The organism is Cohnella sp. LGH (assembly GCF_017671885.1).
In the GTDB taxonomy this organism is placed as follows: Bacteria; Bacillota; Bacilli; order Paenibacillales; family Paenibacillaceae; genus Cohnella; species Cohnella phaseoli.
Map to the genome: position 1 here is coordinate 4196407 of NZ_CP072117.1, position 13342 is coordinate 4209748.

Consider the following 13342-nt stretch of genomic DNA (forward strand, 5'->3'; position numbering starts at 1 on the left):
AAGGCTACTACAAAAATACCAAATCGAGGGCCGTCATGTCAAGGACGTTCCCGCTCGATTTGGCATGTTCGCTTACATTTGGGCAAAACTTAACTGCTCGTTCTCTTGCGCCGGTTCAATGATCCGTACTACGGCGATTTCGTCGCAGCAATGCTGCTTCGGGCAATTGACGCAATCCGTCCATACTTTCTCGGGGAAAATTTCCTTGTCGACGATCTGAAAGCCGTTCTTCTGGAAAAATGCCGATTCATAGGTGAGCGCCATAACTTTAGGAATGCCCTGAAGCTTAGCTTCGGCGATTAACGCGTCCACTAGCTTGCTTCCGATACCCTGCCCCTTATAGCCGTCCGCAATGCCAAGCGAACGGATCTCCACGAGATCGCTGCCGAGTCGGCACAACGAGCCGCAACCGATCAGCCGCTCATCGTCGGAAGCGACGATAAACGTGTCGATTGTACGGGCAAGGGCCTCCCTTGATCTGGGCAGCATAATGCCTTTGGCGGCATATCCTTCTATAAGTTCATAAAGTGCCTCTACGTCCTCAGGCACTGCTGAGCGGCAGACGACCGACATAACCATTCCTTCTCTCATCCACTGAATATGATTGTATAAATATACAACATCTGAACAGAACCCTCAAGAGACAATTCTCCAAGTTTTTTCTCCGAGGCGGCTTCCGATGGATTACAATACTGATTAGGTTAACTACACTTATTCATAGAAAGGAAGTCTCCCGCGATGGAACACAAATCCGGCACATTCATTTCGGATCTGGCCGCACACGTTCTCGCAGTAGCGAAATCCGACTTTGAGGGACAAAAAAAGCTAGGCGATCGGGCGATCGCCCAGCTTGACGAGCGTGGCTTGAACTGGCAGCCGGAACCGGAAAGCAATAGCATCTCCGTCATCGTCAAACATATGTCCGGCAACATGGTCTCGCGTTGGACCGACTTCCCGCATGCGGATGGCGAGAAGCCGGGGCGCAACCGCGACGATGAATTCGTCGATGATATTTCCAGCCTTGCCCAGCTTCAAGAAGTGTGGGAGAAGGGATGGGCCGTGCTGTTCAATGCGTTAAACGGATTAAAGCCGGAGGATCTGCTGCTAGAGGTGACGATCCGCGGCCAGCCTCATACCGTCCTTCAGGCAATCCATCGGCAAATTTCCCATTACGGCTACCATGTGGGCCAGCTTGTCTATGTCGCCAAGGCGTACAAATCGACGGAATGGCAGACGCTTAGCATCGCCAAAGGCCGATCGGCCAAGTTCAACGAGGAGATGTTGCTGCGTCAGACGAACGCTCCAAACACCTCGTTGCCAAGCAGTACGCCCCGCGATGTCAGCCGATAGCCTTGATCATGCTCCGACCGCTCCAGCAAACCTTGATCGACCAGCCTTGCCAGCTCTCGTCCGAATACTTCCTCCAGACCGGCTCCGCCAAACTGCTTGGCGAAGCCGGCCGGCGTCACGCCTTCTCTTAGCCGCAGGCCTACCATCATGAAGTCGCCCATCGCTTCCTCCGCGCTGACACTGCTGCGCTCCAATCTGGGCAAGTCGCGCCCCGCCGCATCGATATACGGCTGCACACCCTTAATATTGATATGACGCTGCCCGAGAGCGTAGCCATGAGCGCCTGCGCCGAGTCCGTAATACGGCTCGTTATGCCAGTACACCGTATTGTGTCTGCTTTCGAAGCCCGGCCTCGCGAAATTGCTGATCTCGTAATGGCGATAGCCCGCCCCGCTTAATCGCTCGATTAAATACTCGTACATCGCCACCTCTTCCTCTTCCTCGGGCAGCGGCAGCTCGTCCCGCTGGTACAGGCGGTAAAACAGCGTATTTTCCTCCACCTTCAGCCCGTAAAGAGAATAGTGCGGCAAATCAAGCTCCAGCGCCTTGTTCACGCTGTCCTGAAGCTGCGCGAGCGTCTGGTTCGGCAGTCCGAACATCAGGTCGATCGACAGATTCGTAAACCCGGCCGCTTTGGCGTTGGCGATACTCTGTACGACGTCCTGAGCGGCGTGGATTCTACCGATCCTCTCCAGGAGGGCGTTGTCGAATGTCTGCGCGCCGAAGCTGATCCGGTTCACGCCGCCTTCGCGCATGGCCGCAAGCTTGTCCATATCGGTTGTACCCGGATTGGCTTCCATCGTAAACTCCACATCGTCCGCAAGCGGAAAATGCCGCTTCACCGCCGCCAGAAATCGGCTCATCTGCGGCGGAGTCAGCACGGTCGGCGTTCCCCCGCCTACGAATACCGTATCGATAGCCGTTGGCGGCAGCGCCTCAACCGTCAGTCGCATTTCATTTTCCAACGCGTCCAAATAAGCGTCGATCGGCTGGCCTGCGGCGACATAAGAGTTGAAATCGCAATAAAAACACTTGTTCGTGCAAAAAGGAATATGAATGTACAGCGCTCTCGGCGTCCACCGATGCAGCGGCGGCATAGGCGTCGTCCTCTCGGAATCGGTCATGTTGGTTGTTCCCCTCGTATAACGAGAAAAGCGGGCCGGCAGCCCGCTTCCCTGTTTTAATCATCGTCCAGCTTCAGTACGGCCATGAAGGCTTCCTGCGGAACTTCGACGTTGCCGACCTGCTTCATCCGCTTCTTGCCTTCCTTCTGCTTGTCGAGCAGCTTGCGCTTACGCGAGATGTCGCCGCCGTAACATTTGGCGAGCACGTTTTTGCGCATCGCCTTGATCGTCTCGCGGGAAACGATCTTCTGCCCGACAGCGGCCTGGATCGGAACCTCGAACATCTGGCGCGGAATCAGATCCTTCAGCTTCTCGCAGATGACTCGCCCGCGGTTGTAGGCGCGATCTCTATGCACGATAAACGAAAGCGCATCGACCTTCTCGGCGTTAAGCAAAATGTCCATCTTGACGAGGGAAGACTGTCGATAGCCGATCAGTTCGTAGTCGAACGAAGCATAGCCCTTCGTGCTTGACTTAAGCTGGTCAAAGAAATCGTAGACGATCTCAGCCAGCGGTACGTTGTATTGAATCGTAACGCGATTCGTGTCCAGATACTGCATATCGATAAACTCGCCGCGTTTGCCCTGACACAAATCCATAATCGCGCCTACGTAGTCGTTCGGAACGATAATCGACGCCTTGACGTAAGGCTCCTCGACGAAATCGATTTTGGCGGAATCCGGATAGTCGGCCGGGTTGGAAATTTCCTGCACTTCCCCGTTCGTGAAGGTCACCCGGTAAATAACGCTCGGAGCGGTCGTAATAAGCGGAATATTGAACTCGCGCTCGATCCTCTCCTGAATGATCTCCATATGCAGCATCCCCAGGAAACCGCAACGGTAGCCGAATCCGAGCGCCTGAGAGGACTCCGGCTCGTAACGCAGCGAAGCGTCGTTCAGCTCCAGCTTCTCCAGCGCATCCCGCAAGTCATTGTAGTCCGTCGAATCGATCGGATACATGCCGCAGAACACCATCGGGTTAATGCTTCGGTAGCCCGCAAGCGGCTCGGGGGTCGGATTTTTGGCATCGGTGATCGTATCCCCGACCCGCGTATCCTTCACGTTCTTGATCGAAGCGCTGACGAAGCCCACGTCTCCCGGTCCAAGCTCGGTTACAGCCGTCGGGCGCGGCATGAATGTGCCTACCTCGACAACATCGAACTGCGCTCCCGTCGCCATAAACTTCATTCTCGTGCCGGCCTTGATCGTGCCGTCGATGACGCGAATGGAGCAGACGACACCTTTATATGCATCATAATGGGAATCGAAAATAAGCGCCTTCAGCGGCTTGTCGCGATCTCCTTGCGGAGGCGGAACCTGCTTGACGACTTGTTCAAGAATTTCCCTGATACCGATCCCGTTCTTCGCGGAAGCGAGTACGGCGTCGCTGGCATCGAGTCCGATGACGTCCTCGATCTCCTGCTTGACGCGATCCGGTTCGGCGCTCGGCAGATCGATCTTATTGATGACCGGGACGATCTCCAGGTTGTTGTCGAGCGCCAAGTAAACGTTGGCAAGCGTCTGGGCTTCGATGCCCTGCGCCGCGTCAACGACGAGAATTGCGCCCTCGCACGCAGCCAAGCTGCGCGACACCTCGTACGTAAAGTCGACATGCCCCGGCGTGTCGATTAGATGGAGCAAGTAGGTTTCGCCGTCGTCGGCCTTATACAGCAACCGAACGGCCGTCATCTTAATCGTAATGCCGCGCTCCCGCTCCAGATCCATCGAGTCCAGCACCTGCTCCTGCATTTCGCGGGAGGTCAGTGCGCCCGTATATTCCAAAATGCGGTCGGCCAGCGTCGATTTGCCGTGGTCGATATGCGCGATAATGCAAAAATTGCGAATGTGGCTTTGCTTGATAGACAGTTCTGCCATTCCAATGAGTACCTCCAGCCGGTTCCATAACGTCAAATGACGATCACTTCATTATAACAGCGTCCGCCGCTCTCATCAATGAGTCGTCTGGAGCGGGGACGCAGAGGTGGCGAAGCCGGCAATCGCTCTAATCTTCCGAAGGGTTCTCGATCGTCAGTCCGTCTACATGACGCTTGCCCATCAGATGCCGCTTCTTGCGATTTTCGACCGAGTCGAACACGATATTCAAGTCGTAATCTTCGCCGGGGTACAAATGCTTCTTGTCGATATATTTGCGAATCCGTTTATGATTAAGCTTGATCTTCTCCTGCTGCACCTGCACGATCAGGTTGCCGCGTTCGTCCGGCAATCGATAGATAACGCCCGGTTTGCGCAGATGCGGAATGAACACCAGGTCTCCGACGGACCAGCGTTCGGCAAGCTCCTGCTTGTTCTGCTCCGAGTTCTTCTGGTTATTAGCATGTCGGTGCGAATGTCGCGAGGAGTGGCGAGCGCCGTTGCCGGAAGGGGGAACAATTGACGACTTCTCCTTAGCTGCAGGAACGATCGTCTCGCTCCGTCCCTCCTTCAACCGTTCGGCAATCTCCCGCGCCCTCTCAATCACGGTCGGCGCTATGCCCAGTTTGGCGGCGATGACGAAAGCGTAGCTGTTGCCGGCCTCCCCCATATCCAGTCGGTACAACGGGCTGAGCGTCTCTTCGTCAAACGCCATTCGCGCGTTGCGGAAGCCCTCCGCGACGCGCGCGTATTCCTTGATCTCGTTAAAATGCGTCGTCGCCATAATGATGCAGCCCCGCCGATACAGCTCCTCCAGGACGGCGATCGAAAGGCCGACTCCTTCTCCCGGATCGGTGCCGGTCGCCAGTTCGTCCAGCAGCACCAGCGTCGAAGGCCCCGCGTGAGCAAGAATGTCGTTGACATTGCGCAGATGGGAGGAAAACGTGCTCAGCGACGATTCCAGGCTTTGACCGTCTCCGATATCGACTTCAACTGCTTGGAACACAGCGATTGCGCTCCCTGCAGCCGCAGGGATAAGCAACCCCGATTGCGCCATCAACGTGAGCAGCCCTGCGGTCTTGAGCGCAACCGTTTTACCGCCGGTATTCGGTCCCGTGATCAACAGCGCACGGTAGCCGTCGCCGACGCGAATATTAAGCGGCACCGCCTTCGTCGCCAGAAACGGATGGCGAGCCTCCTTCAGATCCAGTGCGCGGCTGCCGTTCACCTCCGGCGCGACACCTCCGATTGCCAGCCCCCACTTCGCCTTCGCAAACAGAAAATCGCAGTATCCGACAGCGTCGAGATTAACCTCCATCTCTTGCGCATAAGCCTCCGCTTCCCCAGTCAACCGGGCGAGCACCAACGTCTCCTCGCGGCTCTCCTGAAAACGCAGCTCGCTCAACTCCATCTGCGGCCCGGCCAGCTCGGACGGCTCGACGAATATCGTCTGGCCGCTTGCCGATTCGTCCAGCACCGCGCCCGGCACGCGTTTGCGGTGCTCCCGCTTCACAGGCAGCACGAATCGACCGTCTCTTCGGCTGACGATTTTCTCCTGCAAGCAGTCCGCCAGCTTGGACATCAGGCTTTCCAGCTTCTTTTGCAGCTTTTCCTCCGCGGCGCGGATTTTCTTCCGAATCTTATGCAGGTCCGGACTCGCCGTATCGACGATGCGCCCCCGGTCGACGCAAGCTTCGATCGACTCCCTGAGCGGCTTAAGATTATGCATCGACATACCGTAGCCGGCCACCGATGGAAACTCGCTCCTCTTGGCGGCCAAGTACTGTTGAAGCTGCTCGCAGCTTCGCGCGAATTGGACAAGATGGCCGAAGTCCTGCTCGGTCAGCACATATCCCGTGCCAAGCAGCGCCGTCAGCGTCTCCATCCCTTCCAACGAAGGAACGGGCGGATGGGCGCCTCTGGCCATCAGTCGGCTCGCTTCCTCCGTCTCCGCCAGCTTGCGCCGTATGATCTCGATATCCGCCATCGGCTGCAACTGCTCGATTCTCTTTTTCCCCAAATACGTCACGGCGTAATTCATGAGCGAGGCGATCGCGCGAGGATACTCTAGTTTGTTCAAGGAATGCTGTCTCATTGGTTAAACCTCCTGTAAGGAAAATAAAAAAAGCAGGCCGCGAGGACATGCGCCAACGGCGCAAGCTCGCAGCCTGCCTGAGAAAGCCTCGAAGAGACGCACGATCCGACGGGCGCAAACCCGAAAAATCGCGCAAAAAAACCGTACCCTGATGAGCACGGCAGATCTCCCCGATAGCTTCGCTTCGGAAGGGGCGGTCTTGTCCGGTTCCTCACTGGTTATCCCGGTCGCACGCGCCATCCGTCAACAAACAAACCTTCGTCATTCAAGGCTCGTTGCTTCTTGTATGGACCGTTAGCGACCTATTGAATAATTCAGTTCAGAACCAATACCAACATTAAAATTTCCCCTTTGAAACGGAATTACTTTTATCATAGTCTACAGTCTGCTCCGAGTCAACCCGTGCGCCGAAGCCTTATCCGAGCACTTTGTCAAACAAGGAAACGACCATGCGAATGCCGTTGCGGGACAGGTCGTGCAGCACCTCGGCCGTTCTGCCCGACATCCGGTCGACGATGGGCTCGCGATCCGCTCGCGGGATGCCGGACTGTGCTCCGTCTTCCCCCTCTGCCTGTCCCTCATTGGCCGCCGAAGACGGGGTGCTTTGCTCCCGGGATTTCTCGCCTTGCCGAGGCTCCTTCACGGGCAGCGTCCAGTCTTCGTCGCCGACAGGCTGCTCGACCGTTGCGCCCTCCGTCTCCCACGGGCCCTTGACATTCTCGATCCCTTTGGACGACAGCTCCATGCCGTACAGAACGGCGAATCCGAGAATTCCGGCCAAAATCAGCAATCTGAAAAAATCTCTGCGCATCCAGGCGCCCTCCTTTTATTTTTGCGGCTTGTCCGCTTTAATTGCCTTCTCGTCGTTCCAATACATTTCCGCAATGATTTTCGCCAGCGCATCCGCGGTGCGGTAGCACTCCTCAAGCGTATTGTCTACGCCGCCAATCTCGATCAGGACGCTGCCGGGAGACACGGATTGGTTGTATTCGCCGTTGCCGTTGGCCGCCGTCTTGCCCCACACCCCCCTGGACAAGCCCGGGTACTGCTTCTCCAGCCGTTCGTGAATGCGATTGGCGAAGTCTTCGTTCTCGCGCCAATTCGAATTGCGGTGTCCGATAATAAAGTACACCTGAGCGTAATCCTTGCCTTTGATCGTCGCCGTCGTCTTCGAGCGCCTCTGCGAATCGCGGTGGATGTCGAAGAAAAATTGCAGGCTGTCATTATCCGCCATCGCCTGACGCACGGTCTGCAAAGAATATTTATACGAATAATTCCAATTATAGCCCTGAATCGAGGTCGGATAATCCTTCGGCGAGTGAACCGCTCCGATTCCGCGCTTTTCCAGCTGGCTAGTAAGCCGTTTGCCGACCAAAGTGACGTTGATTTTCCCCGAGTTCGGATCCTTCGTCCCTTTCTTAAGCTCCGGGTAATAGGATTCGCGGTTATGAGAATGGTAGATGAAGGCGATTTTGCGCCCATCCGTCGTTGGCGCTCCTTCCTCCGGCGGCTTACTCTCGGTCGGCTGGGGAGAAGCCGTGGGCTCCTGATCGGGAACCGTCTCCGGAAAATTGTCGGGATCGTGCGGATCGGTGGCCGGCTCTCCATGCTCCCCGTCCGGCTCTTCCTCTCCAAGCGGGCCGTGATCCTCCGGCGCTTCCGGCACTCCCGAGCCCGGTCGAAGCAGCACGGAGCGATCTCTGTCCATGCCCGGAAGCTCCAATGAAAGCAAGCTCTTCGGATTGTCGGGATTGATGTCGGTCATGAATCGCAGCAGGAACGAGGCCATTCGTCCACTCTCGAACGGCGAATCCGCCGTAGTTTCCATATGGGGCAACTCCATTGCAATCAACGATTGAAAAAATTGTCCAGACAACGAAGCCGCCATACCCTTCATCGATTGCAGCGGCGAGACGGCGAGCTTGTTTTGCAACATGCCCCCGAGTCCCAATAAAATAAACAACACCATTGAGCTTGCACTCAGCAAAATAAAAGCGCGTCCCGTGATCAGAATTTTGCGCCACTTCGCGCGCAGAAGCGACCAATCCGTCGCTGCGTTCATCCGTTTCATGTTGCTCTACCTCCCGGTGCCTTCGTCTTGCGAAAACGCCTTCTCTTTTTTCCCAGGTACCTTATCCTATGAGATAGCCGGGAATGCTAGAACCGGGAGATTGATAGAGACTGGTAGAATAAGAGAAGAGGCTGTCCCCTAAGCAGAGTTGTACAAGATGATCGATCAGAAAAAGTGCATGCATCTCCTGAGACTGCCTCATACGTTCCTGAAATGACCTCTTAACGGGTTTACCCATTCCCATTTCGGGCTCGTATAGCATCGGAAGGAGATACATGCACGGCAACATTCTCAAACGATCATCTTTTCGTACGACTCTTTTTACTTATGGGACAGCCTCTGGCTGTCAGTGCGTATAAGCGGCCACATTGTCGGTGTCGACAGCTTCGTGAAGGGCGGCGTTCAGCCCGCTGGCGATGACATTGGCGATATCCTCGATAAACTTGTCGATCTCCTTGGGCGTCACGAGCAAATCGTGACCAAGCGGATGAAGTACCTCCCGCACGAGCTGCAGCCGTTCATTATCGGCCATCTTGCCGAAAATGCCGAACATCGGATCGGTGTTGTCCGTATGCTGCTTCATATGCTCGAGCACCATGTCCATCGTATTGTTCACAATTGTCGACGCGTACACGACGGTCGGAACGCCGATTCCGATGCAGGGCACGCCGAGAATATCCTTGGTCAACCCTTTGCGCTTGTTGCCGATGCCCGAGCCGGGGTGAATGCCCGTATCGGCAATCTGAATCGTCGTATTGACCCGCTCAAGGGATTTGGAGGCAAGGGCGTCAATGGCGATGACCAGATCGGGCTTCGCCTTCTCCACTATACCCAGCACGATGTCGCTCGATTCGATGCCCGTCGTGCCCAGCACCCCCGGCGCCACGGCGCTGACCGCCCGATAACCCGGACTTACCTGGTCCGGCATCAGCTCGAAAAAGTGCCGCGTCACCATCATATTTTCCACGACGATCGGTCCGAGGGCGTCCGGCGTAACGTTCCAGTTGCCCAACCCGACGACGAGCACGCTATGCTTGGGGGTCACCCCGATTCGCTGCAGAAAAGCTTCGAATTCCTTCGCCATCGAGGTGGCCACCTTATCCTGAAGCTCGGTGTCGCCTTGCCGCATTCCGGGCACTTCCAGCGTGACGTAGTGTCCAACCATTTTGCCGATCCGTTGCGCGGCTTGATTATCCTTGATTTCCATCCGGGTAACGGTGATGCCGTCCCTGCTCTCCGCCTCCGACCACAGGCCCGGAATATCGGGCGTCTCCTGCCCTTGAGCGGCGATTTCCTTCGCTTCCAGCGCCAGATCGGTACGTATGCTGTACATCGATAAATCCTTGTCCATCGGGTGTATCGAAGCCCCTTTCGTTTGCGGATTGTGGTGGGAAAACAGCCTTGCTTTTTACCCCCTTGCATGATAGAATGTTACAAGTTGTGTGGAGAAATACTTTCTGTTTGATCTGGAGGTGAAAAGAATGCCAAACATCAAATCCGCAATCAAACGTACCAAAACGAACGAAGCTCGCCGCCTGCGCAACGCTTCGGCTAAATCCGCTCTTCGTACGGCTGTTAAACAAGCCGACGCAGCGGTAATTGGAACGGACGTGAACGCTGCTCAAGCAGCATACGGCGCGGCTCAGAAGAAGCTGGACAAAGCGGCAACCAAAGGCCTCATTCACAAAAATGCAGCCGCTCGCAAAAAGTCCCGTCTCGCCAAAAAGCTCAACGCATTGTCCGCGCAAGCTTAAGGCTGCGCCTGACGCATATGCGGCCGGCCGCCCCTCGGCGGCAGCCATGAAGAAGCCATCCTCGGCAGGTTTGTCCTGCTTATAGGATGGCTTTTTTGGTTTGATTTCATGTTATGTCCGGATGTGGAACGCAACAACGGCAATCAGGCAGAGATTGGAAAGTACTCAGCTCGCTCCACGCGAACCGGTACGCAGCAGAAACAGTTCGAGGCCCAGCGTCTTATCGATTTTGCCCGACTTCATCGCATAGTCCAAATCCGCAAGCTCGCCGAGCAGCGCAGCCAACCGCTCCATGCTGAACTTGCGCGCCTGCTCGGCCGTAATTTTCGCTGCATACGGATGCAGGCCGATCTGGGAGGCCATCTGCTGCGAGGAGTAGCCTTGGCCACCCAGCTCCTTCACGTAGAGCATGTTGCGGAATTGGCGGACGAGCAGCGCCATTAGCTTAATCGGCTCCTCCCGCTGCTTCAGCAGTTCGTGATACAGCGAGATCGCCTCAGCGGTTCGGAGCGCGGCCAACTCCTCCGTCAGCTTAAACACATTCTGCTCCGTCGCCATCGGCACGAGCTCCCGGATCGCCGAGGATGAGACTGTCCCTCCCTGTCCCGCATGCAGACACAGCTTGTCCGTCTCCGCCGCCAGTGCGCGCATATCGGTGCCTACGCGGCGCAGAAGCTCGTCTGCGGCGTCAGCTTCCATTGTGCGCCCTTGACTAGCCGCCCGCTTGACAATCCAGCGCAGAAGCTCTTCAGGCTGCAGCGCGGCGAACGGAACGACGCAATCTTTCGCCTTGGCCGTCTTGACCGTTTTTTTGCGTTCGTCCAGCTTCTCCAGCGGCACGGTAAAAACAAGCACCGTCGATTCTAACGGCTGCTCCATATAAGCGATAAGCCGCTCGGGGCGATGCTCGATCTTGGCGGATTCCTTGCCCGCGGCGAACAGAACCTGATCCCGTACGAGCACGATTTTGCTCGGTACGAGAAACGGCAGCGTCTCGGCCTCGTCGATCACCGTATCGACGGGTGTCTCCCCGGTATCGAAGCGAACGATCGCCATCTCCCTATGCTCCGGCTGTACGAGCTTCTCCTGCAGACGTTCGATAAATTCGTTCATAATATAGGATTCGGTTCCGTAACAAACGTACACCGACGAAATTTGGCCCTGATTAATCGCGCGAAAAGCTTGCTTGGCGTCCATGCTGCCGCTCCTTGCTTCTTTGTTTCCTCTCATTGTACTACAAAGGCGCGGGAGTTCACACCTCGTCGTCGCAAGACAAGGGGACAGTGCCTTATGCAGGCGCGATCCCCTTGTTCTCGGACATCTATATCAACGTCCGCCGGCCGGCCCATGGTACCGGCGCGAACGAGCGTGACGATAGTCCGGAGACGATCGTCGGCTTCTACCGTATACTATACGCGGCCGCACCCTAAAGGGTGACAGCCGCGCAGCCGATCGTTATTTTTGGGATTCCGTTAACGTCTCCGTGTCGAACTGCCATTCCGTCGCATTGCCGTCGGCATCGATCACCGTAAAGCTCAGAACGGTCCCTTCCTCGTTCCAGGTCAGTTGACCGATGCTGCCTTCTCTGGGCTCCGAGTGGTATAGCAATTCGCCGTTCTCGATTTTGTATACCTCGAACGTCCCGCTTCCCGTTACGGAGACGGCCTTCCACTTGGCGTCCGGGGAATCGGCCTGTTCCGCAGGAATGGCCGCCAGCCCCGCCATCTCGGGATCTTCTTCTCCCGTTAAGGTTTGCCGCTGTGTCACTTCAACCTCCACGGGCTCTTTATCTTGCACATTCCCAGAGCCTCCCGTAACGTCCTCATCGTTCGACATGTTGTTGTTACGCATCTCTGCCGACGGTTGCGGAACATCTTCCTTGGACGAGGGCGATATGCTCTTAGGCTGGATCTCGGCGCCGTACTGGTCCTGTGCCTGTGCGCCGCCCGACGTTTCCGACATGGAATATAAACCGGCCTCCGGCGCGGAAGCCGCTTCCTGACGCGCTTCCGGAGCCGACGCCAAATCCGGCATTGCAGCTTGGTCCTGACTGCCTCCGGACTTCAGCCACTCTCCTGGAGAGCTGAATAGAAGAAAGCCTACGACAATCCCCGCGGCGACGACGCCCGATATTTTGCGATAAAAATTCCGGCTTGGCCGTTGCGAACGGGCAGACGTCGGCGCCGGCGATGCGGCGGCTGGATCAACTGCAGCTTCGTTCGCTCCGGATGTCGCGCCCTCCGCATGGAGTCGCTCAAGCTCGGGAAGAATCGAATCCACGATGCTGAACTTCGGCACGACGCGTGGCAGCTGCTCAAGCTCGCTGGATAGTTTGCGGAGCCTGGACAGCATGGCGGCGCAGTCCGAGCAGCGATCGGCATGATCGATCATGAGCGATATTTCATGCTGCTCCAGATCGCCGTCAATGTGGCGCTGCATGAGTTCCATCACCTCTTCGCATTTCATCCCCGGACACCACCTTTCTGATAATCATGGAGTAAAATTTGCAATTGCTGCCGGGCTCTAAATAAGTAGGATTTAACAGTATTAAGCGGCAAATTCAAAGAATCGGCAATTTCGTTATAAGAAAAATCTTGAAGATACCTGAGAACGACAACGGTACGATGGTGCTCGGGAAGTTTACCGATGGCTTCTCTGATTTCTTCCGCGGCATAGGCGGACAGCACTTCAGTCTCCACGTTATCCCCCGCCTGGAAAACCATCTCGTGTTCCTCGATGGATACGGACGGCTTTTTGCGCCGAAACTTGTCGATGCAGATATTCGTAACGATTCGCTGCACCCAGGTGCGAAACTGCGCCTTTTCCTCATAGGATCCGATTTTCGTATATATTCGAATCAACGCATCCTGCGACGCATCAAGCGCATCCTGCTCGTTATTCAGCAAATAATAGGCGGTGCGATACACTTGATTCTCGATTTCGCGGAGTAGCGTAACGAGAGCTTCCCGGTCGCCCGCTTGTGCGGCTTTGATCAGAGCCGGCTCCACCACAGAAGATCCTCCTCCCCTGCACCTCTACAGACGCAAGCGTCCGAATAAAGGTTGCAATCCCTCAAT

General features: G+C 56.1%; 12 protein-coding genes. 2 read left to right on the forward strand and 10 right to left on the reverse strand.

Features of this window, described 5'->3' with window-relative positions; translation table 11 throughout:
- Window positions 1-72: 72 nt before the first annotated feature.
- Window positions 73-579, reverse strand: coding sequence for an N-acetyltransferase (locus tag J4772_RS18135; RefSeq protein WP_116063520.1), 507 nt, complete (start codon window positions 577-579; stop codon window positions 73-75).
- Between the two features lie 159 nt (window positions 580-738).
- Between J4772_RS18135 and J4772_RS18140 the strand changes: the two genes are divergently transcribed.
- Window positions 739-1350, forward strand: coding sequence for a DUF1572 family protein (locus tag J4772_RS18140; protein ID WP_209076512.1), 612 nt, complete (start codon window positions 739-741; stop codon window positions 1348-1350).
- On the opposite strand, the gene hemW is transcribed toward J4772_RS18140, so the two are convergent.
- From hemW to gpr, 6 genes are all read right to left on the reverse strand, one after another.
- Window positions 1290-2474, reverse strand: a complete 1185-nt coding sequence (gene hemW, locus J4772_RS18145) for a radical SAM family heme chaperone HemW (RefSeq protein WP_246016723.1) — start codon at window positions 2472-2474, stop codon at window positions 1290-1292. The genes J4772_RS18140 and hemW overlap by 61 nt on opposite strands.
- Before the next feature lie 56 nt (window positions 2475-2530).
- On the reverse strand, window positions 2531-4348 hold the full coding sequence (gene lepA / locus J4772_RS18150; RefSeq protein ID WP_116063522.1) for a translation elongation factor 4: 1818 nt from the start codon (window positions 4346-4348) through the stop codon (window positions 2531-2533).
- 127 nt (window positions 4349-4475) lie between these two features.
- Entirely contained in the window at window positions 4476-6440 is a 1965-nt protein-coding gene (locus tag J4772_RS18155) for an endonuclease MutS2 (RefSeq protein WP_209076514.1), read from the reverse strand.
- Between the two features lie 415 nt (window positions 6441-6855).
- Window positions 6856-7251 (reverse strand): hypothetical protein, encoded by a 396-nt coding sequence (locus tag J4772_RS18160; RefSeq protein WP_116063524.1) that lies wholly within the window; start codon window positions 7249-7251, stop codon window positions 6856-6858.
- 15 nt (window positions 7252-7266) lie between these two features.
- Complete coding sequence (locus J4772_RS18165) at window positions 7267-8511, reverse strand: stage II sporulation protein P (protein WP_116063525.1); 1245 nt, start codon at window positions 8509-8511, stop codon at window positions 7267-7269.
- Between the two features lie 346 nt (window positions 8512-8857).
- Window positions 8858-9862 (reverse strand): GPR endopeptidase, encoded by a 1005-nt coding sequence (gpr, locus tag J4772_RS18170; RefSeq protein ID WP_209076516.1) that lies wholly within the window; start codon window positions 9860-9862, stop codon window positions 8858-8860.
- A gap of 130 nt (window positions 9863-9992) precedes the next feature.
- On the opposite strand from gpr, the gene rpsT reads away from it, so the two are divergent.
- Window positions 9993-10265, forward strand: coding sequence for a 30S ribosomal protein S20 (gene rpsT / locus J4772_RS18175; protein ID WP_116063527.1), 273 nt, complete (start codon window positions 9993-9995; stop codon window positions 10263-10265).
- A gap of 165 nt (window positions 10266-10430) precedes the next feature.
- On the opposite strand, the gene holA is transcribed toward rpsT, so the two are convergent.
- From holA to J4772_RS18190, 3 genes are all read right to left on the reverse strand, one after another.
- A complete protein-coding gene (gene holA / locus J4772_RS18180) occupies window positions 10431-11462 on the reverse strand; it encodes a DNA polymerase III subunit delta (protein WP_209076518.1) in 1032 nt (343 codons plus the stop codon).
- A 258-nt stretch (window positions 11463-11720) separates the two neighbouring features.
- Window positions 11721-12731, reverse strand: a complete 1011-nt coding sequence (locus tag J4772_RS18185) for an anti-sigma factor family protein (protein ID WP_209076520.1) — start codon at window positions 12729-12731, stop codon at window positions 11721-11723.
- A complete protein-coding gene (locus tag J4772_RS18190; RefSeq protein WP_116063530.1) occupies window positions 12728-13276 on the reverse strand; it encodes an RNA polymerase sigma factor in 549 nt (182 codons plus the stop codon). The genes J4772_RS18185 and J4772_RS18190 overlap by 4 nt, the downstream gene beginning before the upstream one ends.
- Window positions 13277-13342 lie beyond the last annotated feature (66 nt).

Bases quoted from the DNA above. Each gene is read 5' to 3' on its own strand.
- J4772_RS18135 (WP_116063520.1), bottom strand. From the start codon at position 579: ATGGTTATGTCGGTCGTCTGCCGCTCAGCAGTGCCTGAGGACGTAGAG.
- J4772_RS18140 (WP_209076512.1), top strand. From the start codon at position 739: ATGGAACACAAATCCGGCACATTCATTTCGGATCTGGCCGCACACGTT.
- hemW (WP_246016723.1), bottom strand. From the start codon at position 2,474: ATGACCGATTCCGAGAGGACGACGCCTATGCCGCCGCTGCATCGGTGG.
- lepA (WP_116063522.1), bottom strand. From the start codon at position 4,348: ATGGCAGAACTGTCTATCAAGCAAAGCCACATTCGCAATTTTTGCATT.
- J4772_RS18155 (WP_209076514.1), bottom strand. From the start codon at position 6,440: ATGAGACAGCATTCCTTGAACAAACTAGAGTATCCTCGCGCGATCGCC.
- J4772_RS18160 (WP_116063524.1), bottom strand. From the start codon at position 7,251: ATGCGCAGAGATTTTTTCAGATTGCTGATTTTGGCCGGAATTCTCGGA.
- J4772_RS18165 (WP_116063525.1), bottom strand. From the start codon at position 8,511: ATGAAACGGATGAACGCAGCGACGGATTGGTCGCTTCTGCGCGCGAAG.
- gpr (WP_209076516.1), bottom strand. From the start codon at position 9,862: ATGGACAAGGATTTATCGATGTACAGCATACGTACCGATCTGGCGCTG.
- rpsT (WP_116063527.1), top strand. From the start codon at position 9,993: ATGCCAAACATCAAATCCGCAATCAAACGTACCAAAACGAACGAAGCT.
- holA (WP_209076518.1), bottom strand. From the start codon at position 11,462: ATGGACGCCAAGCAAGCTTTTCGCGCGATTAATCAGGGCCAAATTTCG.
- J4772_RS18185 (WP_209076520.1), bottom strand. From the start codon at position 12,731: ATGAAATGCGAAGAGGTGATGGAACTCATGCAGCGCCACATTGACGGC.